The 18,937-nt window shown below is 68.0% G+C and carries 21 protein-coding genes, 5 tRNA genes and 1 riboswitch; of the genes, 15 read left to right on the top strand and 11 right to left on the bottom strand.

The window, feature by feature from the left end; all coding sequences use genetic code 11:
* Nucleotides 1-19: 19 nt before the first annotated feature.
* From TPAU_RS21900 to TPAU_RS09585, 5 genes are read right to left on the bottom strand one after another with little or no spacing between them, the layout of a single operon-like run.
* The gene (locus TPAU_RS21900) at nucleotides 20-574 is read right to left on the bottom strand and encodes a (2Fe-2S)-binding protein (RefSeq protein WP_013126554.1); all 555 of its coding nucleotides are present in this window, start codon (nucleotides 572-574) and stop codon (nucleotides 20-22) included.
* Nucleotides 574-1,023 carry a TIGR02611 family protein gene (locus tag TPAU_RS09600; RefSeq protein ID WP_013126553.1) on the bottom strand — a complete coding sequence of 150 codons (450 nt, stop codon included), beginning with the start codon at nucleotides 1,021-1,023 and terminating at the stop codon, nucleotides 574-576. Before TPAU_RS09600 ends, TPAU_RS21900 begins: the two co-directional genes overlap by 1 nt.
* Before the next feature lie 47 nt (nucleotides 1,024-1,070).
* Nucleotides 1,071-1,784, bottom strand: coding sequence for a hypothetical protein (locus TPAU_RS09595; protein WP_013126552.1), 714 nt, complete (start codon nucleotides 1,782-1,784; stop codon nucleotides 1,071-1,073).
* A 57-nt stretch (nucleotides 1,785-1,841) separates the two neighbouring features.
* Nucleotides 1,842-3,086: a glycosyltransferase gene (locus TPAU_RS09590; RefSeq protein ID WP_013126551.1), complete on the bottom strand. Its 1,245-nt coding sequence runs from the start codon at nucleotides 3,084-3,086 to the stop codon at nucleotides 1,842-1,844.
* Between the two features lie 2 nt (nucleotides 3,087-3,088).
* Nucleotides 3,089-3,733, bottom strand: coding sequence for a TetR/AcrR family transcriptional regulator (locus TPAU_RS09585; protein ID WP_245537870.1), 645 nt, complete (start codon nucleotides 3,731-3,733; stop codon nucleotides 3,089-3,091).
* A 132-nt stretch (nucleotides 3,734-3,865) separates the two neighbouring features.
* Here TPAU_RS09585 and TPAU_RS09580 point away from each other — a divergent pair, with 132 nt between their 5' ends.
* Together TPAU_RS09580 and TPAU_RS09575 are read left to right on the top strand one after the other, a co-directional pair.
* The gene (locus TPAU_RS09580; RefSeq protein ID WP_013126549.1) at nucleotides 3,866-4,726 is read left to right on the top strand and encodes a glycosyltransferase family 2 protein; all 861 of its coding nucleotides are present in this window, start codon (nucleotides 3,866-3,868) and stop codon (nucleotides 4,724-4,726) included.
* Nucleotides 4,723-5,355, top strand: a complete 633-nt coding sequence (locus tag TPAU_RS09575) for a VC0807 family protein (protein WP_013126548.1) — start codon at nucleotides 4,723-4,725, stop codon at nucleotides 5,353-5,355. Before TPAU_RS09580 ends, TPAU_RS09575 begins: the two co-directional genes overlap by 4 nt.
* A 246-nt stretch (nucleotides 5,356-5,601) precedes the next feature.
* Here TPAU_RS09575 and TPAU_RS09570 read toward each other — a convergent pair whose 3' ends face one another.
* Together TPAU_RS09570 and TPAU_RS09565 are read right to left on the bottom strand one after the other, a co-directional pair.
* Nucleotides 5,602-6,039, bottom strand: coding sequence for a VOC family protein (locus TPAU_RS09570; RefSeq protein WP_013126546.1), 438 nt, complete (start codon nucleotides 6,037-6,039; stop codon nucleotides 5,602-5,604).
* 189 nt (nucleotides 6,040-6,228) lie between these two features.
* Nucleotides 6,229-6,300: transfer RNA gene (locus TPAU_RS09565), tRNA-Val, on the bottom strand.
* Between the two features lie 259 nt (nucleotides 6,301-6,559).
* Between TPAU_RS09565 and TPAU_RS09560 the strand changes: the two genes are divergently transcribed.
* The 8 genes from TPAU_RS09560 to TPAU_RS09525 all read left to right on the top strand — a co-directional run bounded on the left by TPAU_RS09560 (nucleotide 6,560) and on the right by TPAU_RS09525 (nucleotide 11,235).
* Nucleotides 6,560-6,632, top strand: a tRNA-Gly gene (locus tag TPAU_RS09560).
* A 17-nt stretch (nucleotides 6,633-6,649) separates the two neighbouring features.
* Nucleotides 6,650-6,723: transfer RNA gene (locus TPAU_RS09555), tRNA-Cys, on the top strand.
* A gap of 50 nt (nucleotides 6,724-6,773) precedes the next feature.
* Nucleotides 6,774-6,848 (top strand) — tRNA-Val (locus TPAU_RS09550).
* 267 nt (nucleotides 6,849-7,115) lie between these two features.
* Nucleotides 7,116-7,191 (top strand) — tRNA-Gly (locus TPAU_RS09545).
* A 55-nt stretch (nucleotides 7,192-7,246) separates the two neighbouring features.
* Nucleotides 7,247-7,567 (top strand): DUF6412 domain-containing protein, encoded by a 321-nt coding sequence (locus TPAU_RS09540; protein ID WP_013126545.1) that lies wholly within the window; start codon nucleotides 7,247-7,249, stop codon nucleotides 7,565-7,567.
* 82 nt (nucleotides 7,568-7,649) lie between these two features.
* Nucleotides 7,650-8,513, top strand: a complete 864-nt coding sequence (yidC, locus tag TPAU_RS09535; protein ID WP_013126544.1) for a membrane protein insertase YidC — start codon at nucleotides 7,650-7,652, stop codon at nucleotides 8,511-8,513.
* Nucleotides 8,514-8,591: 78 nt separating this feature from the next.
* Nucleotides 8,592-8,675, top strand: a riboswitch (ZMP/ZTP riboswitch).
* 14 nt (nucleotides 8,676-8,689) lie between these two features.
* A complete protein-coding gene (locus TPAU_RS09530; RefSeq protein WP_013126543.1) occupies nucleotides 8,690-9,577 on the top strand; it encodes a bifunctional 5,10-methylenetetrahydrofolate dehydrogenase/5,10-methenyltetrahydrofolate cyclohydrolase in 888 nt (295 codons plus the stop codon).
* Between the two features lie 74 nt (nucleotides 9,578-9,651).
* A complete protein-coding gene (locus TPAU_RS09525) occupies nucleotides 9,652-11,235 on the top strand; it encodes an acyl-CoA carboxylase subunit beta (RefSeq protein ID WP_013126542.1) in 1,584 nt (527 codons plus the stop codon).
* Here TPAU_RS09525 and TPAU_RS09520 read toward each other — a convergent pair.
* Genes TPAU_RS09520 through TPAU_RS21895 form a run of 3 tightly spaced genes read right to left on the bottom strand, consistent with a single transcriptional unit; the run spans nucleotide 11,232 to nucleotide 12,509 of the window.
* Nucleotides 11,232-11,750: a CGNR zinc finger domain-containing protein gene (locus TPAU_RS09520; protein WP_013126541.1), complete on the bottom strand. Its 519-nt coding sequence runs from the start codon at nucleotides 11,748-11,750 to the stop codon at nucleotides 11,232-11,234. The two genes, TPAU_RS09525 and TPAU_RS09520, sit on opposite strands and share 4 nt — an antisense overlap.
* Before the next feature lie 7 nt (nucleotides 11,751-11,757).
* Complete coding sequence (locus tag TPAU_RS23160) at nucleotides 11,758-11,931, bottom strand: hypothetical protein (protein WP_013126540.1); 174 nt, start codon at nucleotides 11,929-11,931, stop codon at nucleotides 11,758-11,760.
* A 5-nt stretch (nucleotides 11,932-11,936) separates the two neighbouring features.
* On the bottom strand, nucleotides 11,937-12,509 hold the full coding sequence (locus TPAU_RS21895; protein ID WP_147291081.1) for a hypothetical protein: 573 nt from the start codon (nucleotides 12,507-12,509) through the stop codon (nucleotides 11,937-11,939).
* Nucleotides 12,510-12,705: 196 nt separating this feature from the next.
* On the opposite strand from TPAU_RS21895, the gene TPAU_RS23155 reads away from it, so the two are divergent.
* Genes TPAU_RS23155 through TPAU_RS09505 form a run of 3 tightly spaced genes read left to right on the top strand, consistent with a single transcriptional unit; the run spans nucleotide 12,706 to nucleotide 15,429 of the window.
* On the top strand, nucleotides 12,706-12,864 hold the full coding sequence (locus tag TPAU_RS23155; RefSeq protein WP_013126538.1) for a hypothetical protein: 159 nt from the start codon (nucleotides 12,706-12,708) through the stop codon (nucleotides 12,862-12,864).
* Nucleotides 12,854-15,103 carry a heavy metal translocating P-type ATPase gene (locus TPAU_RS09510; protein WP_013126537.1) on the top strand — a complete coding sequence of 750 codons (2,250 nt, stop codon included), beginning with the start codon at nucleotides 12,854-12,856 and terminating at the stop codon, nucleotides 15,101-15,103. Before TPAU_RS23155 ends, TPAU_RS09510 begins: the two co-directional genes overlap by 11 nt.
* A gap of 11 nt (nucleotides 15,104-15,114) precedes the next feature.
* The gene (locus TPAU_RS09505; RefSeq protein WP_041944364.1) at nucleotides 15,115-15,429 is read left to right on the top strand and encodes a metal-sensitive transcriptional regulator; all 315 of its coding nucleotides are present in this window, start codon (nucleotides 15,115-15,117) and stop codon (nucleotides 15,427-15,429) included.
* Between the two features lie 183 nt (nucleotides 15,430-15,612).
* Here TPAU_RS09505 and zapE read toward each other — a convergent pair whose 3' ends face one another.
* On the bottom strand, nucleotides 15,613-16,644 hold the full coding sequence (gene zapE, locus TPAU_RS09500; protein WP_013126535.1) for a cell division protein ZapE: 1,032 nt from the start codon (nucleotides 16,642-16,644) through the stop codon (nucleotides 15,613-15,615).
* 56 nt (nucleotides 16,645-16,700) lie between these two features.
* On the opposite strand from zapE, the gene TPAU_RS09495 reads away from it, so the two are divergent.
* The gene (locus tag TPAU_RS09495; RefSeq protein WP_013126534.1) at nucleotides 16,701-17,324 is read left to right on the top strand and encodes a dihydrofolate reductase family protein; all 624 of its coding nucleotides are present in this window, start codon (nucleotides 16,701-16,703) and stop codon (nucleotides 17,322-17,324) included.
* Nucleotides 17,325-17,360: 36 nt separating this feature from the next.
* Complete coding sequence (locus tag TPAU_RS09490; protein WP_013126533.1) at nucleotides 17,361-18,923, top strand: alpha/beta fold hydrolase; 1,563 nt, start codon at nucleotides 17,361-17,363, stop codon at nucleotides 18,921-18,923.
* Nucleotides 18,924-18,937: the final 14 nt, after the last annotated feature.

Raw genomic sequence — 18,937 nt, 5'->3', positions numbered from 1 at the left:
GGTTGTGTGTGCACCGATCCTATCGGTCGCTTGCCACCGATAATCGGCGGCGGCGCTCCTCCGGCGTCTGCCGTGGGCAACTCAAGCATTTACGGGTTCCCGGGCACAGGTACAGCAGGCAGCAGGAGCCCCGTCGAACGACGATGCCGCGGCCGGCTGCGGATTCGAACCGAGCCGATGGTGCGTGGGGCGCGCAGTGAGCCAGCGCCTCGTCGGCGCGGGCGGTGGGATCGGCCGAGGCGAGGGCGGCGGATGCCACAGAATCGGTGGCAATGGCCCACAGTGCGCGTTCGGGCGCACCAGAAGCGGCGGCGACCGCAGAGACATCGGTGCGCAGGCGGCGACCGAGACTGTGCAGCGGCGTCGCCGTGAGCGGAGGTTCGTCGGTCTGCGGCCAGCTCCCGGGCCCGACGGTGACCCCGGCCCGATCAGCATCGCGTCCGTCGACGAGGGCCAGGCGCGCCAACGCACCGGACAGGGAGTACCAGTACAGGGTTCCCGCGACCCGCCGATCGGGGGCGCGCATCGACCGGCGCAATTCGTCGATGACTGCGGCGAGATCCCCGCCGGGCATCAGCTGTTATCGCCGAAAATGGGGCTCTGCAACCATGACCAGTCGATGCCGAACCATCCGCCCACCATGCCGAGAGCGCCGAGTAACCACAACGTCAGCAGCACGATGGCACAGGTTCCCAACCCGAACAGACCCTTGACCACCACGTTCTGCTTGCCGAGCCACTCGGCGAAACGGTCGTAGCGGGCGCGGGCGAACTTCAGCAGTCGGTGCGCCCACTCGAATTCGCTGGCCAGGATGCCCAGGCCGGCGAACACGATCAACCAGCCCGGTCCGGGATACGGGATGGCGATGATGCCGGCGATGAGCACGGCGCCGCCGATCACGCCGACGGCGATCCGCCATGCCAACTGCCCTTGGCGGGTTGACTTCACGCGATCGCGCCACGTGTGCAGGCGCGCCAGGGGCGAACCGCCTCCGGCGCCGCTATCGGTGTCGTGGTCAGGCATTCCCCCAGCGTACCGACTCGGTGGCGCGCGATGCCGCCACGACGCCGCTAGTCGGCGACCTCTTCGAGCAGCGGGAGCGCGACGGCGTCGCCGATCACGGGTGCCGTGGACTGCAGTTCGTGGTCGAGGATCTGGACGGCGACACCGAAGGCGCGCTCGACTTCGATGAAGGAGACGGAGGATGGGAAGGTGGCCTGGATGGTGTCTCGCTCCTGACGGGGCAGGTACCCGGCGGGCGCTCCGGTGCGCGCACCGATCAGGGCGATGAGTGCATCACGAAGCGGATCGAGTTGCGCCGCTGCCCCGGGCCCGTCACCACGGCGCAGCGCGGCGCGGGTTCGGAGCGCCCCGAGCCAGGCTGGTCCGATCAGATCGACCGTGCCGACCTCGAGCGTCGGCTGCGGGTCGGTAACGCCGAAGAGCTGCTGAAAGGGTTCGCCGGCACGCGGTCCGAACAAGTCCGCGGGCACGACGGCGATCCGCGCCGTCAAGAGGTTCGGCAGCAGGAACACCGGGGTGCCGTTCTCCACCGTGTGGTGGATCGCACCGAAATCCCGGTAGAGGGTACGAACGAGGCGCTCGCGCACGTCCTCGATGGCGGCACCGGGCGCGGCGGCGAATTGAAGGTCGATGCCGGTGACGTCATCGAGCATGCCGATCGCCGCGGCACCGACGACGGCGCCGGCCACGAAGTCCTCGGAGTCCTGAGCGCTCCCGATCAGCCTATTCGCGATACCCTGCCGTTCTTCTGACGTGAACATGGTATTCACGGTAACGGCTCGGCGTACAGCACGTCCCACCCAGTTGGTCCCGCCCGATCATCGCCCGAGAAGCCGCTCGACCTCAGTGACGACACGGCCCGCACCGTCTTCGTGCCGGATGCGTTCGGCGATCCGCGCCGCGGCCTCCCGGTACGACGGGTCGGTGATCGCAGCCGTCACTGCGTCGGTGAGGCGCTCGGCGCGCAATGCCGGTCGTGGCAGCGTCGCGGGGCTCACTCCGAGGCGGCGGAGTTGCTCCGCCCAGAACTGCTGATCACCGCCGGGCGAGGGCACGCCGACCGTCGGAACTCCCGACCGAAGACCGGAAGCGGTGGTGCCCGCGCCACAGGAGTGCACCACCGCCGCGACGCGACTGAACAGCCAGTCGTAGGGGACGGTGCCGATGGAGAGGGTGTGCTCGTCGTTCTCCACCGTCAACCCTGCTCCCCCGGCCTGCACCAGGAACCTCTGTCCCGAGCCGAGCGCCGCCGCCCGCACCGTATGGGCGAGGCGGTCGCGCTCGGCATCGGTCACCGGAAGGCTGCCGAACCCGACGAATACCGGCGGCGGACCGGCGGCCAGGAATTCTTCGAGGTCCACAGGTGCCGTCCAGCTTTCGAGTCCTCGCGACCACCAATAGCCGGTGACATTGATACCCGTCCGCCAGTCTGCGGGGCGCGGGAGTACCGACGGGGAATAGCCGTACAGGATCGGCCACTCCTGCGCGGTGCGGGTTCGGCGGAGTGCCCGTGCGGACTGCACCGGGAGGCCGAGGCGCCGACGGAAATCGGCGACGGCACCGCCGTATACACGGTCGACCGCGGCGACCGCGAGGTTCCCGACCGCACGGTTGCCCGGCCCGCCCAGCGATCGGGCTCCGAGCAGACTGGGCGGGTAGGCACGGGTCGCGGACATCGGCTGGAACCGGAGGCCGAGCGTTGGGATGCCGTGCGCCTCAGCGAGGGCGTGCCCGGGGAGCTCGGTGAACGGAGTGAGCATCACCAGATCTGGCTCCAGATCCGCGACGACATCGAGGAAACTGTTGCCCAGCCTGCGGATTCCCGCCGGCTTCACCACCTGGAGCGCCACCTTGAGGGCGTCCTCCTCGCCGGTTTCCAGGTCGCGGTCGACATCGAAGGAGATTCCGCGCGTTTCGAGCCCGGTCGCGCGGACCTCGTCATCCAGTTCGCCGTTGGAGGTGAGCACTACGCGGTGGCCGGCGTCGCGGAGTCGGCAGCCAATGTCAGTGAGCGGCATGATGTCGCCGCGGGAACCGTAGGCGGCGATGAGAACGGTGGCCATGATTACTCTTTCGCTCGCACGGCGCGGGTGAACGCATCGACCAGGTCCTCGCCATACCCGGCGAGGTCGGCATCCGGGGCGGCGATCGATCGCATGAGGGCTGCGCCGATCGCCCCGCGGACCGCCGTGGCCATCGAGTCTGCGGATAGTTCACGGAATTCGCCGGATACGATGCCGTCCCGGAAGATCCGTTCCAGCTCGACCTCGGCCAGAGCTTCCGCGAACTCCGGATCCACATCGAGATCCTGCACCCTACGACCGTCCGCGGAGCGGTACCCGGTGGCGATCTCGGTCAGCGCGATCTGATGAGAGCGGTGGCTCTCGATAAAGGAGATATGCGCACGAATATGTGCCGCCAGCTTCCCGGTCGCCGTCGTTTCGGCGGTGACCGCCGGGCGCATCGTTTCCAACAGCGACCGATAGCATTCGGCCACCACAGCCGCGACCAGGTCATCCTTGTGGCCGATGTGATGCATCACCACGCTGAGGCCCACGTCGGCGCGCTCGGCGATCTTTCGCACGGAGGCCTGCGCGTAGCCGAGTTCGGCGATGGTTTCGATCGCGATCTGCACCAGTTGTCGACGCCTGGTCTGCCCGATGAAACTCTCTTTGGATCGCATGAACCAATAATAGATCAGTTGATCCAACTTTGCGAGAGATCGGTGGACAGAGGGAGCTGAGCTGGCGGGATACAGCCACCACCGTCGCAACGCACCTCTGTGAGTAGTGTCACCGGCCGCCAGGCTGCAACGCCATCGCCTCGGGTCTAGCGTTTCACCATGGCAGAGAACACTTTTGCAGTTGTGATCCCGGCCTACAACGAGGACGACGTCATCGAGGAATGCCTGGAGCGACTTCTCGCCGAGGGCCCCGAGATCGATGAGATCATCGTGGTCGACAACAACTCTTCGGATCGCACCGTCGACCTGGTCGAGAAGCTGGCCGAGTCGAATACCGCCGTCAAGCTCATCCACGAAGCCCGCCAAGGGCTGGTGTACGCACGCAACACGGGTCTCGACGCCGCAGAATCGTCGGTGATCGCCCGGATAGACGCCGATACCGTCGTCGCGCCGGGTTGGGCCCGGCGACTACGAACCTTCTTCGACACCGACGACGGCCGGGCGTTCGACGTCGTTTCAACTCTCGGCGAGTTCCGCGGCTTACCGGGGAGGAACTTCCAAGCGGCACTGAACAAGTGGAACGACCCGCTGGGCCGCAACGCCAACCGCGCGCAACGAGTGAGCTACTGCTTCGGTCCGAGTATGGCGTTCCGCGCCGAGACCTGGCACCGGATCCGATCCCGGGTCGCAATGCGCCGGGACATCTTCGAGGACGTCGACATCGCACTGTGCGTCGAAGAGTCCGGCGGCGCCTGCGGATTGATCAGGGATGTCGTAGTGGAGGTCTCGCCGCGGCGGTTCTACACCGGCGTGGCGAGCTACGCCACGTACGCCGCTTACCTTCCCCGCACCTTCTGGCTGCACGGCCGGCGCGTGACCGCGGCGTGGTTGACCGCGGCGCTGCCCCTGACGGTCGGGTTCCATGCGGTACGGCTCGCGATCCTGCGCGGGATCGGCGACGGTGGATTCTCCGTCCGCGACATGTTCCGGAGCACCGGAACCGAGCGCGAGCGACCATGAGGCGACCGCCGCCCGCGATCCTGGGCGCCCTCCTGCCCGTTCTCGCCTATTTCAGTGCGACCCGATTGGCCGGACTGTCGCAGCTCAACGGGGTCGTACTCGGAATCGTCACCGGACTGGTGATCGTGTCCTGGCGAATGCTGGCGACCCGACAAGTGGGACAGCTGGAATTGTTCACCACCGCGATTCTGGCGGTGTCACTCATTCCGTCGCTGGTGACGGGAGAGCCGCGAATCGCGTTGGCGGCACAATCGATTGATGGCTTCTTTGCCGCGGCATACTTCCTCGGATCGTCCTTCACCCGCCGACCACTCGTCGCGAGCATCCTCGGACCGATGTATGTGAAGTTCCTCAAGGTGACTCCCGAGACCTGGGACCGTTGCCTGGAAGAATCTCCGCGTTTCCGCACCCGCATTCGCCTGATGAGCGTGGTGTGTGCGGCGACGGCGGTCACCGGTTCGGCAGCGGGCCTGTACCTGGCGCTTCACTATCCGATCGACACTGTGGTTTTGGTGGGCCCGGTGATCGGATTCGTGCTGGTGCCACTGGCACTGCTGGTTATCAAGCTGGCGGACCGGCCGCTGCGTACCGAGCTGCGCGGATTCGGCCCCGCGACCGACCCTGTGTAGCTGGACCCGCGGTCACGAGACCCGCGACGATTCACCTGCGCAGGGTCACTGCCGACCCCGACACGCGAAAACCACACCGAATGAACCGTCCGGCGTAACGCTCGATTCGTCAGTCACTCCGTAGACCCACCGGGTTCCATCCGCCATCGTCACCTCGAAGGAAGCGACGTCGGCGTCCCCGAGTACGGCCCCATCCATCGGGCCGCCCCGTGCGATCGCGACACCAGGTACGTCCGTTCCGTGCATTCAGCTCTGAGTGAGGTCCTGCGCGAGCATCACGATGATGCCGCTGGGACCGCGGAGGTAGGTGAGCTTGTAAACGTTCTCGTAGGTGGCCACACCACGAAGCGGATAGCACCCGTGGGTTGCCGCGATCGCGAGCGCGTCGTCGAGATCATCGACGGAGAAGGCGACCCGGTGCATGCCGATCTCGTTCGGCAGAGTCGGGCTCGTCTCGATCGCATCGGGATGGATGTACTCGAACAGCTCCAGTCGCCCCCGCCCGTCCGGCGTCTGGAGCATCGCGATCTTGGCATGGTTGCCGTCCAACCCGACTGCCGTGTCCGCCCACTCTCCGCTGACCGTCTGTCGGCCCAGGACTGTCAGTCCCAGGTCGGTGAAGAAGGCGATCGTGGCCTCGATATCGCGGACCGCGATACCGACGTTCTCAAGTGTGATGCTCATGCGGATCACGCTACTGAGAACGCCGCCGTCTGACGCCACATCAGAAGAGTGCGAACAATCGTCGTACGCGCCTCGTCGTCCACCGAGAGGCGGTGTAATCGGGACAGACGCCTGGCACGCGCCGCGACCGATCGCATCCGCGCGAGCTCCGAAACGAAGAAAACCGCCTGTCACCAGGCGGTTTTTCGGTGGTCCTAGCTGGGATCGAACCAGCGACCTTCCCCGTGTGAAGGGGACGCTCTCCCACTGAGCCATAGGACCGAAGTCGCGTTCAACCTCGCGTTACCGCTCGGCCGAACGAGAGAGAACATTAACACGACGCCTGAGCGGAAGGGTAATCGGGGCACCTACCTGCGGCTATCGTCGGCAGGGTGAGCCGACGAGGCTAGATGATGCTTCACCACCTCGCCGACTGCGACGCGAATACAGGGTGACCAGGCGATTTGTTAACCGCTCGATGTTCACGTACTGTTCTCTCTCGCACCGGGAAGGCGCCGAAAGGGCCGGTCCGGCTGTGATTGCGGATGTAGCGCAGTTGGTAGCGCATCACCTTGCCAAGGTGAGGGTCGCGGGTTCGAATCCCGTCATCCGCTCGAAGTGGGCTTACCGTGGCGGTGTGGCCGAGTGGTGAGGCAACGGCCTGCAAAGCCGTGCACACGGGTTCGATTCCCGTCGCCGCCTCCAACACGCTCAGCCACTCCGCAACGGAGCGGCTGAGCGCCACTTCTTGTTACGCGCGATTAGCTCAGTGGGAGAGCGCTTCCCTGACACGGAAGAGGTCACTGGTTCAATCCCAGTATCGCGCACCACGAAGTAAACCCGCTGGAGACGGCGGGTTTTTTCGTATCTCCACCCTGCACTCATCCAGAGTCTGCACCGAAACTGCGGATTCGTACGCCATCGCCGGCTTCCGCAGACATTTCCGCAGACTCGACGAGTACGCCTGTGCACGTACCCGCGTTGCAGGTGACCGCAGTCACGTTTCACATTCGGGCAGAGAACCAATCCCGCTATCCCCCACCCTCTTCGAGGTGCCGACTGTCCGTCGTGTACGTTAAGACGAGCCTCAACAGCAGGCGGATGTAGCGCAGTTGGTAGCGCATCACCTTGCCAAGGTGAGGGTCGCGGGTTCGAATCCCGTCATCCGCTCCAGAAGCCCCGGTCGCGTATGCGGCCGGGGCTTCAGCCATTTCTGTACGCTGATGCAATGACCATCGAGATCCTCCGGAGGCTCCCCCGGTGGGGCGACTTCTCCGCGCCGTGGATCGCGGTGGTCGCCCTGTTCCTCGCCAGCGTCACCGTGACGGACGGTGCCGCCGCCCTGGTGGGAATCACACTCGCTATCGCCATCGCGGCCCTATGCCAGGCGGCAACAGCGGACCGGGACGGCGGCGCACCGTCGGGCCCGAGAACCGGCCGAGAACCGGACCAACGCCTGCGAGGCGCCTATCGCCGCAGTTTCATGCCGAACGGGGCCGGGCGGCCCCGTCGACCCCGAGCACCCGGCTTCGCCGCCACCGCGGCGTAGCTCCTCAGCACACGCCGCACGCGTCCCCATTCCGCGCGTCGCGGTCACGCACGCGCACTCACGCCTGCGAGGTGCTCTTTTCATGCTCGATGTCGTCTATTACCCGATTTCCGCCCTGCTCTGGCTCTGGCACCGCGTGTTCGGTGCGTTCCTGGGCGCCGACAACGGATTCGCCTGGGCATTGTCCGTGGTCTTCTTGGTCTTCACCGTTCGTGCCGTGCTGCTCTGGCCGGGCCTCGTGTCCGCCCGGGCCGGGCGGCGCCTGGAGAGGATGCGCCCCGAATTGGACAAGCTGCGCAGGAAACACGGAAAAGACCCGCAGAAACTCGCACTGGAAACGCAAAAGCTCCAGCGCGAGCACGGTGTTCGTCCGTTGCTCGGCTGCCTCCCAGCACTGGCGCAGATCCCCGTCTTCTTCGGGCTCTATCACGTTCTTCGATCGTTCAACCGCACCGGCACTGGGCTCGGACAGCTCGGGCTCACCCCGGACCAGAACGCGAACACCGCGAACTACGTGTTCTCGGCTACCGATGTGCAGTCCTTCCTCAGCGCTCGACTGTTCGGCGCGCCGATCTCGGTCTCCATATCCAGTTCCGACACCGTCCTTGCTTCGTTCGCGCAGTTCGGCGGCATTCCTAGTCTGACGACGATCGCCGCGGTCGCGATTCCGCTCATGGCGATCGCCTGCCTCGCCACGCACATCAATGCGCGGTTTTCGGTCCGGCACCAGGCCATCGACCCCACGAGTGCAATGCAGTCCGACCTGATGCGCACGCTGATGCTGTGGGTGATGCCGCTGGGCAGCATCATCAGCGGCCCGATCCTGCCGATCGCCATCCTGCTGTACTGGGTCGCGAACAACGTGTGGACCTACGGCCAGCAGCAACTTGTGCACTTCGTGCTGGAACGGGAGGAACGAACGCCAGTGTCCTCACGTTCGTCGTGATGGCCACGGCCCGTCGGGCATGGCGCGATCCACGCCATGCCCGACGGTACCCGCGCGTCGGCGCCCGTTGATACCCTGACCACGGATCGTGACTGGCGCAAGTAGGTGGAGCACCACCGGGAAGCGATCATGACGACGATGCCGTGCGCCTGGGCCACCGACCCCAGGAGACCACCATGTCCACCAATCCCCTGCTACTGCGCGGCGATCTGCTCGCCGATGCCACCAACTCGGACAGTGCGCGTCGCGCCACGAGGTTCCACTCCGAGACCGGCGTCCGCCCCACTCTGGCAACAATCCTCGTCGGCGACGATCTCGCCTCGGCGACCTACGTGCGCATGAAAGAGCGGCGCGCCACCCGGGCCGGGATCAGGACACGACACGTCGACCTGCCCGCGTCGACCGACACCACACGCCTGGTCGACACCGTCGCAGCGCTGTCCGACGACCCGGACGTGCACGGAATCCTGCTGCAGCACCCCGTCGGCGAACACATCGATGAGCGAACGGCATTCGATGCGATCGCTCCGCAGAAGGACGTCGACGGAGTGACCTCGGCATCCTTCGCCGCCATGACACTCGGCGGCACAGGCTTCGCATCATGCACTCCCGGTGGCATCATCCGGCTCCTCGACCACTACGGCGTCACCGTGCGCGGTGCGAACACCGTGGTGATCGGCCGCAGCCCGATCCTCGGCAAACCGATGGCGGCCCTGCTTCTTCGCCGCGATGCCACGGTGACCGTCTGCCACTCGCGCACAAGAAATCTCGCAGACCACATCGCTGCCGCGGACCTCGTGGTGGCGGCCGTAGGGCAGCCCGAACTCGTCCGAGGTGAATGGATCAAACCCGGAGCCGTAGTGATCGATGCCGGCTACAACCCCGGTAACGTCGGCGACGTCGACTTCGCCGGTGCCTCGCGACGCGCATCGATGATCACCCCGGTACCCGGTGGTGTCGGTCCGATGACCATCGCGACGCTCTTGTCGCAGACAATCGACGCCGCCGAAGCCTCCGTAGATTCATCGTCAGGAGTCGCCGGCCCCAGACCAACGGCTGAGTAGGGCGGTCAGCGAACTCGATAGACAGATCGGGGCCACGTGTCCACCGACGTGGACCGTGCTGCTAGCTTCCGATCGTGACCGAGAACACGCAGGCACCGGCGACCACGAGCCCTGAGGAGGCGCTCAACGACCGGGTACGGGAGGCGTACCGGGCCGTGACCGACGAGGCACGCGCCGACAAGGTGGCCAAGCAGCACGCCCGCGGGAAGATGACCGCCCGCGAGCGAGTGGCGCTCCTCGCCAACGGCGGCTTCCACGAGTTCGGGGCATTGGCCGGGCCGGGGCCCGCACAACAGGGCGCCGCTCCCCTGGTAGCGCCGGGCGATGGTGTCGTGACCGGCATCGGCTACATCGACGGGCGTCCGGCGGCGATCGCCGCCTTCGACTTCACCGTGCTCGGTGGCAGCAACGGCGCCACCGGCATGGCGAAGCTCGACCGGTGCGCCGAGCGCGCCCTACTCGACGAGATCCCGCTGATCATGCTCATGGACGGCGGCGGGCACCGGATGCAGGAGGCCCTCGACTCCCGCCTCGCCGCGCCGGGGTCACGACTGCTCCTGCGGCTTGCTGACCTCTCCGGCCACGTACCCCTCGTGGCGGCGATGATGGGGCCGGGATTCGGTGCGCCCGCGAATATCTCGGCGTGTTGCGATTTCGTGACCATCGTCCGCGGCATGGGGACCATCGGCATCTCGTCGGCACCGCTCGTTCACGCCGCGACCGGTGAGACCCTCACCAACGACGAGATCGGTGGCGCCGATCTACAGGCCGACCGTGGTGTGGTCGACGTGGTCACCGATACCGAGCAGGAGGCAGTCGATTCGATCCGCGCCTTCCTCAGCTATCTCCCGGCATCCGCCACCGGCGACCCGATGATCTCCCCTGGCCCCGCCGAACCCGGCGACACCGCGGACGGCATCGACACCTTGATCCCTTCATCGATGCGGCAGGCGTACGACGTGGTCGACGTGATCGAGGCGATCGCCGACATCGACACCGTCTTCGAACTCAAGCGCCGGCACGCCCAGAACATCGTGACCGCATTCGTTCGCATCGACGGCCGCCCCGTCGGTGTGGTGGCGAATCAGCCCCGGTTCCACGCCGGCGCGCTCGACGCGAACGCGTGCGAGAAGGCGGCGCACTTCATCGCGGTCTGCGATACCTTCGGCCTCCCGCTGCTGATCCTCATCGACCTGCCGGGTTTCCTCGTCGGCGCAGGCGCCGAGGAGACGAATCTGGTGCGGCGCAGCGCACGCCTCGGTTACGAGCTGGCCGCGGCCACGGTGCCGCGGTTCGTGATCGTGACTCGAAAGGCGTACGGGGCGGCCTACATCGCGATGGGCGGCGGCCGCAGTATCGAGGCCGACCTCTCGCTGGCATGGCCCACCGCGGAGATCTGCGCGATCCCCATCGAGAGCGCCGTCGACCTCGCCTTCCGCAGTCAGTACGAGGCGGCGCCCGACCCGGCCAAGGCTCGCGGCGACCTGATCACGCTGTTCCAGGCGAGCGTCGACCCGCTGCTCGCCGCCGACGGATTCGGCATCGACGATGTCGTGCTCCCGTCAGCCACTCGGCCCATGCTGGCGGAGGCGTTGGGCCGCGTCCGGCGCCGCCCGCCGCGGGTACCCCACAAGCGCCGGTCCATCTCGCCGATCTAGGAGCGACGGTGCCGCCGCACGGCGTCGGTGTTCGCGCAGCGCGACGAGCAATACGACTGACGCCCGCCGCGACTGGTGTCGGCGAATACACGCGAACAGCCTTCGCGCGCACAAGAACCGAGGCGGCCACCCTCCGCCTCTGTGGTGAAGATCGCCAACCCGCCTGCGGTGACCGCCTTCACCCGGCCCAGGAGGGATTCGGACTCGGGTGTGAAGTGCAGGTGGGGTCGCCAGTCGTCGTGCGCCGTGAGGTAGATCCCCGCGGTCCCCTCGGCCAGGAGCCGGTTCACGGCCTCGCAGCGGTCGCCGACGGTGGTGGTGTGGAAGGGAGCACGCAACACGTCCGACCACACACCGAGGTCGCGCACCACGCCCCCGTCGAGTTCGATCCGGCGGATCTCATGGCCTCGCAACACCTCTGCGACGCGGTCGCCGGTCCACCCGCCGTCGCCCCTCAGGTTCACCAGGTCGACGGTGAGCCGCACACCGGTCATGTTGTCGTGGTCGAACTGCACCCGTCGATCATCCCGCCTGCGCGGCGCTCTCCGGCAGCGACACGGGAACCTCGACCACCGCGCCGACCGTCGTGATCCGCCGCGCCCCGCACGCACAGCGCTGGTACAGCACGATGCCCTGACTCGTGGGGTGGTGCGATTCGGTCTCCCAGGCGTGCAGTTGCTGCTCGATCTCGTCCATGCGGATCAGCGTGCGACCGGCTCATCAGACGTTTCAACCATTACATCGGCAGAGCCGGCACGCAGAGCTCCGACCAGCGGAATCACAGTGAACGCCACCGCCGGGACGATGCCGCCGACCACCCCGAAGACCCACGGGGGTGCGCCACCGAGCCGAGCGGCGAGCAGCCCGAGACCGCAGGCCGTGAGCGCGCAGCCGAGCGCGCCGAAGGTGGCGCTCCACCGACCGAAGAGCGCCCACATGAGCGGGAAGAAGTGCACACCGACCGCGATCAGGACCACGCTCAGCGAGAGGTCTTCGCGGCCGTTCGCACGCAAGACCGCACTTCCCGCCACGACGAGCACGACCTCGAAGCCGACCGCCGCCCAGTACCGCCGATTGCGGGCAAAACCCCGCTCCACCGGCTCCGATGCCGCCGCACCGCCCGCGGTCCGCCGGGCGACCGTCACGGAAGCGACGGCGAGCAGCGCCACCACCGCGACGCACGCCATCCAGACCGGGCGATCCACACCCTCGCGGCCCGGACCGAGCACCCACCACAGTGCGGCGATCGCCCCGACCAGCGTCCCCACCATCACCCGACCAGTGAAACACCGATTCGTACGCAGTGCTCATTGTCTACCCCCAGGGGGTATAGAATCCGAATCGATGACTCCCGACAGCTCGCCGAGCCTCCAGGGCCGATGCCCCGACACCGAACGTGCACCTCACCGCCTCGTTGCATACCCTAGGGGGGTATAGTATGTTGAGGTGGTGTCGAGGACAGGAGCAGCCATGAATCCCATGGTCACCATCGGGACCTACACCGCGGGGCTGGCAGTGGTCTTCGCCGCCGCATTCGCAGTGGGTTCCGCGATCGGCCCGGCGGCCGATCAGCCCGGACCGCACGTCACAGCACCGTCGACCAGCGAAGGGGGCCACGATGGCCACTGAGACCCACGCGCCCACCACTGTGGTGGACCTCGACATCGACGGTATGACCTGCGCCTCCTGCGCCAACCGCATCGAACGCAAACTCAACAAGCTCGACGGCGTCACCGCCACCGTCAATTTCGCGACCGAGAAGGCACACGTCACTACGCCCGCGGGCACCGACGCCGCGATCCTGATCGACGCCGTGGAACAAGCCGGTTACGCCGCGCACGTCCCCGCGCCGTCGGGCGACGAGACCATCGGCGATCCGACCGGCCGGACCCACGAGCCCGTCGACGCACTCCGTCAACGACTCGTGATCAGCGCCGCACTCACCATCCCGGTGATCGCGATGGCCATGATTCCGGCCCTTCAGTTCGACTACTGGCAGTGGCTGTCACTGACTCTGGCCGCCCCCGTTGTGGTGTGGGGCGCACTCCCCTTCCACCGCGCCGCCTGGACCAACCTCAAGCACGGCACCGCGACCATGGACACCCTGGTGTCGATCGGGACGCTCGCCGCCTTCGGCTGGTCGGTGTACGCACTGTTCTGGGGCGCCGCCGGGGTCACCGGCATGACGCACCCGTTCAGCTTCACCATCGAGCGGATGGACGGCACCGCCAACATCTACCTCGAAGCCGCGGCGGGCGTCACCACGTTCATCCTGGCCGGCCGCTACTTCGAGGCGAAGAGCAAGCGGCAGGCGGGTGCGGCGCTGCGCGCCCTCCTGGAACTGGGCGCCAAGGACGCCACCGTGCTCCGCGACGGCGTCGAGACACGCATCCCGATCAGCGAACTCACGGTCGGCGACGAATTCGTGGTGCGCCCCGGCGAGAAGATCGCGACCGACGGCCTCGTGGTCTCCGGCCAGTCCGCGATCGACGCTTCCCTGCTCACCGGTGAATCCGTTCCCGTCGAGGTGTGCGCGGGCGACGCCGTCACCGGCGCGACCGTCAACGCCGGTGGCCGCCTCGTGGTGCGCGCCACCCGCGTGGGCGCCGACACCCAACTGGCCCAGATGAGCCGGCTGGTCGAGGACGCACAGGCCGGAAAGGCCAAGGCGCAGCGCCTCGCCGACCGCATCTCCGGCGTCTTCGTGCCGATCGTGATCGCGATCGCCGTCGGCTCGCTCGGCTTCTGGCTCGGCTCCGGCCAGCCCGCGTCCATGGCGCTCACCGCGGCCGTCTCGGTGCTGATCATCGCGTGCCCCTGCGCCCTCGGACTCGCCACGCCGACGGCTCTGCTCGTCGGCACCGGACGCGGCGCGCAGCTCGGCATCCTGATCAAGGGTCCCGAAGCGCTGGAATCCACCCGCAGGGTCGACACCGTGCTCCTCGACAAGACCGGCACCGTGACCACCGGCATCATGAAGCTGCACGCCGTGCACGCCGCGCCCGGCGAGACCGAGACCGACGTGCTCGCCACCGCCGGCACCCTGGAGGCCGCCTCCGAGCACCCCATCGCCCGCGCGATCGCCCAGGCGGCACAGCACCGCGGCACCCTCGCCGCCGTCGACCAGTTCGTCAACGTCCCGGGCCTCGGCGTGCAGGGCATGGTCGGCGACCGCGCCGTCGTCGCCGGACGCCCGACACTGCTCGACGACTGGGCCATGCCCCTGCCCGACGACCTGCGCACTGCGTTCGACGAGGCGCAACACCGCGGCCAGACCGCGATCGCGGTCGGCTGGGACGGCGCCGCCCGCGGCGTGCTCGTGGTCTCCGACGAGATCAAGCCCTCCTCGAAGGACGCGATCAGCCGGCTCCGCGGCCTCGGGCTGCGACCGATCATGCTGACCGGCGACAACGAACCCGCCGCGCGGTTCATCGCCGACCAGGTGGGCATCGACGAGGTGATCGCCGAGGTGCTGCCCGAGCAGAAGGTGGACGTGGTGCGACGCCTGCAGGGCGAGGGCCGGTCGGTCGCGATGGTCGGCGACGGCGTCAACGACGCCGCTGCGCTTGCCGGCGCCGACCTCGGCATCGCCATGGGCACCGGCACCGATGCGGCGATCGAAGCCGCCGACCTCACGCTGGTGAGCGGGGACCTGCGTACCGTGGTCGACGCGATCCGGTTGTCCCGGCGCACCCTGTCGACGATCAAGACGAACTTGTTCTGGGCGTTCGCCTACAACCTGGCCGCTCTGCCGCTCGCCGCGGCGGGGCTGCTCAATCCGATGCTGGCAGGCGGTGCCATGGCGTTGTCGTCGGTGTTCGTGGTGAGCAATAGCCTCCGCCTGCGCGGCTTCCGGCCGCAGAAGTGAATACTGGAATCATGACGACCACAGAATCCGGTCACGATCACGCCCATGGGTACATGTCCGACAAGGACGAGTACCTCAAGCGGCTCCGGCGCATCGAGGGGCAGGCGCGCGGCCTGCAGCGGATGGTCGAGGAGGAGAAGTACTGCATCGACATCCTCACGCAGGTCTCCGCCATGACCAAGGCTCTCCAAGCAGTGGGTCTAGGACTGCTGGAGGACCATCTGAGTCACTGCGTGGTCGATGCGGCCCGGTCCGGCGACGACGCCGAGACCGCGGCGAAGATCAAGGAGGCCTCGGCCGCGATCGCCCGATTCTCCCGGTCGTAGAGGTTTTCACGGCTTTGCACGCCAATCCGCGTCCTACATACCGCGACATACCGTACAGTGAGTTTCTGTCAGCGATGTGAGCTGCGTCTCACTTCGCCGACACCCTCACCCTTTGGACACCCGCCCGGCCCACAAGATCCCGGGCGGGTGTTCGTGGTTACGCCCCCGACCGTGGCGAAGCGGCTAGGCCCCCGCGTTCTCGGCGCTCGCGAACCGGGACAGCGCCAGCAGGCGCGATGTGGCCCGCAGGTACTTCTTGCGGTAACCGCCGGCGACCATCTCGGGGGTGAAGATCTCGTCGAGCTTCGCGCCGGACACCAGCACCGGGATCCCGGCGTCGTAGAGCCGGTCGGCCAGCACCACGATGCGCAGTGCCACGGTCTGATTGTCGGCGGGATGGACGCCGCTGATGCACACCTTCGAGACGCCCTCGACCAGCTGCTTGTACTTCGACGGATGCAGCTTCGACAGATGCTCGGAGAGCGCATCGAAGGTGTCCAAGGTGGCTGTCGGATCGGCTTCGGCGATCGCGACGAGTTCCTCGTCGGACAACGGATCGGGCGCGGGAGGCAGGTCGCGGTGCCGATAATCCGGGCCGTCGACGCGCACAGACTGGAACACGGCGCTGAGCTTGCTGATCTCCCGCATGAAGTCCTGCGCGGCGAATCGCCCCTCACCGAGCTGCCCCGGAAGGGTGTTGGAGGTCGCGACGATCGACACCCCCCGCGAGGCGAGTTCGGTGAGCAGCCGCGACATGACCATGGTGTCGCCCGGATCGTCGAGCTCGAACTCATCGATGCAGAGCACGCTGTGGTTCGACAGGTACTCCACGCACTGGTTGAAGCCGAGGGCGCCCACCAGATGGGTGTACTCGACGAACGTACCGAACGCCTTGGGCGAGGGAACACTGTGGAAGATCGATGCCAACAGGTGGGTCTTACCCACGCCGAAGCCGCCGTCGAGGTAGAGGCCCACGCCGTGCGGCGGGGTGTTCTTGCGGCCGAACAGACCCTTCTTGTTGCGTTGCTTCGAGAGCTTGGTGACATCGGCCACGAACTGCCGAGCGCTCTGCACCGCAGCCGCCTGGCTGGGCTCGTTCGGGTCCGGGATGTAGCTGTCGAAGCTGACCTCGCTGAACATGTCCGGCGGCACCAACTGCTCGACCATCTGCTCCGGCGTCACCGTCGGCGTGCGATCAACGAGATGCAGCGTCATGGCAAGCACTTTATCCGCAGGTCACTCCCCCGCTTCTCTCGGCTACCGTCGGTGCGGTGACTGCGCTCCTGCCACCGCCACTGCCGCACGACGCCGAAACCCTCGCCACGCTGTACCGGCACCCCGTCGCCGACGGACGGCCGTACGTGCGCGCCAACATGATCACCTCGCTCGACGGTGCGGCGACTGCGGGCGCGACGTCCGGGGCGCTGGGCGGTGCGGGCGATCGGCGGGTCTTCCAGGCGTTGCGCCAGGGGGCCGATGTCGTCCTCGTCGGAGCGGCGACGGTGCGCGAGGAGGGCTACGGCACACCGCAGAGCCCTGCGCTGGCGATCGTCACCCGCGGCGATGTGGAGCGCACCGAGCGGCTGTACCCAGCCGGAGGACCCGAACCGATCGTCTATTCCGGGCACGGCGAATCCGTCGACCTTCACGAGGTACTCGCCGATCTTCACCGGCGCGGTCTGCACCGAGTCCTCGCCGAGGGCGGCCCCGGCGTGCTCGGCGCGCTGCTCGCCGCCGACCTGGTGGACGAACTGTGCCTGACGATCGCACCCCGGGTGGTCGGCGGTCACGGCGGGCGGATCGTCGCGGGCCCGGACCTGCCTGCCGACCGCTGGCGTCCCGCGCACACGCTCGGCGACGACGAGGGCTACCTCTACACGCGCTGGCTGCGCTGACCCGGGGCGCCGGAGAACGTGGCTAGGGTGAACACCATGCCCCACCCGCGTGCCGTGCGACCGCTCATCATCGGCGTCGTCCTCATCGCGGCGGCCGTGGCCGCCGCCGGATGCGCGCCCTCGCCCGCCCCGTCACCCGGGTACGTCACCGACTTCGGTTCCGGTGGCGGCGGCGCGGCGCCATCAAGCTCGACGAACCCGGTGGACAGCGCGCCGGCCTGGCGTGCACCGCAGAACGATCCGATCGCCTGGCAGGACTGCACGGGCCAGCTGGGCGAGCGGTACGCCGCGCCGGCAGCGGGGAACGCAACACTCCAGTGCGGCACCCTCACGGTGGCGATCGGGCAGTCGCGAGCGCCCCTGCGGGTGGCACTGACCCGAGCCGTGGGCCCCGGCACACCGAAGGATGCGGCACCGCTGGTGCTGGTCGGTGGGACGGAGTTCACCAGCCAGCGCGCGCTCACCACGCTCGCCGCAGCCGAGGCTCCGCTCCTGGCCTCGCGACCGGTGGTGGCGATCGACCGGCGAGGTCTCGGCGCCTCGTCACCGCTGACCTGCCGATCCGCGGAGCAGCGGGCCGTCTTCCGTACCGGCGGCAACCCGACCGCCGATCTGGACGACCGGATCGCGGCCCTCGGGAGGGCATCGATCGAGGCGTCGACACTGTGCGGCGACGCCTACCCCACGACCCTGACCGCATTCACCGCTGCGGGGGCGGCGGAAGACCTCGAGGCGCTGCGCAGCGCGTGGAAGGTGCCCGCGCTCGCCCTGCTCGGCGTGGGCGACGGCTCATCGACCGTGCTGGCCTACGCTGCGGAGCACCCGAAGCAGGTGGCCCGGCTCGCCCTCGACTCCCCCGTGCGGTACGCCGCAATGGAATCGGCGCGGGCCGAGGACGCCGCCAAGGGCACCGCAGCGACGCTGCAGGCCCTGTCGACCCAGTGCGGCCCCGGTTGTGCGCTGGGTCCGGACCCCGCGAGTGCCGTGCGGGAGCTGGTGGACCGTGCCGCATCGGGTGCGCTCGCGCCGTTCACGGACACCGACGTGCGCCGCGCCGTGATCACCACGCTCGGTATCGGCGCGGGAACCCGCGACGCCCGCATCGCGGCGCTGGCCACCGCGCTCCAGGCGGCCCGCACCGGCGATCCCGGACCACTGCGCGCGATCCTCCGCACCGCCGACGATGCGCTCGGGACCGATGGCCAGTTCATCGGCCGCTGTTCCGACGCGGTGCAGAAGGCCTCGCCCGACCAGGCCAAGTCGCTGGCCCAGAAGTGGGGCCCGCAGTACCGGCTCGGGGCGGCATCGGCACTCTCCCTCGCGGACTGCTCGGCCTGGCCGACGATGCCCGCACCACCGACGCTCACGCCGCTGTCGGTGCGCTCACTCGTCGCTACCGCGGCCGCCGACCCTCTCACCTCGCGGGATGCGCTGGAATCGCTCACCGGCCAGTTGACCGTCGCCGGCGCGCAACCGGGCGCGGTCACCTGGGGCGGGATCGGCGACGGTGCCGTGCTCCGCTCATCGTGCGTCCAGAACGCCGTCGTGACGTACCTGGACCGGCTCGAGGCGCCCAGCACCCGGGCCTGCCCCGCCTGAGCGGCCCGGTTCGG

This window comes from Tsukamurella paurometabola DSM 20162 (assembly GCF_000092225.1).
Classification (GTDB): Bacteria; Actinomycetota; Actinomycetes; order Mycobacteriales; family Mycobacteriaceae; genus Tsukamurella; species Tsukamurella paurometabola.
The sequence above is the reverse complement of the archived record's forward strand: the minus strand, read 5'-3'. Positions and strand labels throughout refer to the sequence as shown.

Bases quoted from the DNA above. Each gene is read 5' to 3' on its own strand.
- TPAU_RS09540 (WP_013126545.1), top strand. From the start codon at position 7,247: ATGACCATCGAGATCCTCCGGAGGCTCCCCCGGTGGGGCGACTTCTCC.
- TPAU_RS09590 (WP_013126551.1), bottom strand. From the start codon at position 3,086: ATGGCCACCGTTCTCATCGCCGCCTACGGTTCCCGCGGCGACATCATG.
- TPAU_RS23155 (WP_013126538.1), top strand. From the start codon at position 12,706: ATGAATCCCATGGTCACCATCGGGACCTACACCGCGGGGCTGGCAGTG.
- TPAU_RS23160 (WP_013126540.1), bottom strand. From the start codon at position 11,931: ATGGACGAGATCGAGCAGCAACTGCACGCCTGGGAGACCGAATCGCAC.
- TPAU_RS21900 (WP_013126554.1), bottom strand. From the start codon at position 574: ATGCCCGGCGGGGATCTCGCCGCAGTCATCGACGAATTGCGCCGGTCG.
- TPAU_RS09490 (WP_013126533.1), top strand. From the start codon at position 17,361: ATGCCCCACCCGCGTGCCGTGCGACCGCTCATCATCGGCGTCGTCCTC.
- TPAU_RS09570 (WP_013126546.1), bottom strand. From the start codon at position 6,039: ATGAGCATCACACTTGAGAACGTCGGTATCGCGGTCCGCGATATCGAG.
- TPAU_RS09510 (WP_013126537.1), top strand. From the start codon at position 12,854: ATGGCCACTGAGACCCACGCGCCCACCACTGTGGTGGACCTCGACATC.
- TPAU_RS09505 (WP_041944364.1), top strand. From the start codon at position 15,115: ATGACGACCACAGAATCCGGTCACGATCACGCCCATGGGTACATGTCC.
- TPAU_RS09530 (WP_013126543.1), top strand. From the start codon at position 8,690: ATGTCCACCAATCCCCTGCTACTGCGCGGCGATCTGCTCGCCGATGCC.
- TPAU_RS09580 (WP_013126549.1), top strand. From the start codon at position 3,866: ATGGCAGAGAACACTTTTGCAGTTGTGATCCCGGCCTACAACGAGGAC.
- TPAU_RS09595 (WP_013126552.1), bottom strand. From the start codon at position 1,784: ATGTTCACGTCAGAAGAACGGCAGGGTATCGCGAATAGGCTGATCGGG.
- yidC (WP_013126544.1), top strand. From the start codon at position 7,650: ATGCTCGATGTCGTCTATTACCCGATTTCCGCCCTGCTCTGGCTCTGG.
- zapE (WP_013126535.1), bottom strand. From the start codon at position 16,644: ATGACGCTGCATCTCGTTGATCGCACGCCGACGGTGACGCCGGAGCAG.
- TPAU_RS09600 (WP_013126553.1), bottom strand. From the start codon at position 1,023: ATGCCTGACCACGACACCGATAGCGGCGCCGGAGGCGGTTCGCCCCTG.
- TPAU_RS09575 (WP_013126548.1), top strand. From the start codon at position 4,723: ATGAGGCGACCGCCGCCCGCGATCCTGGGCGCCCTCCTGCCCGTTCTC.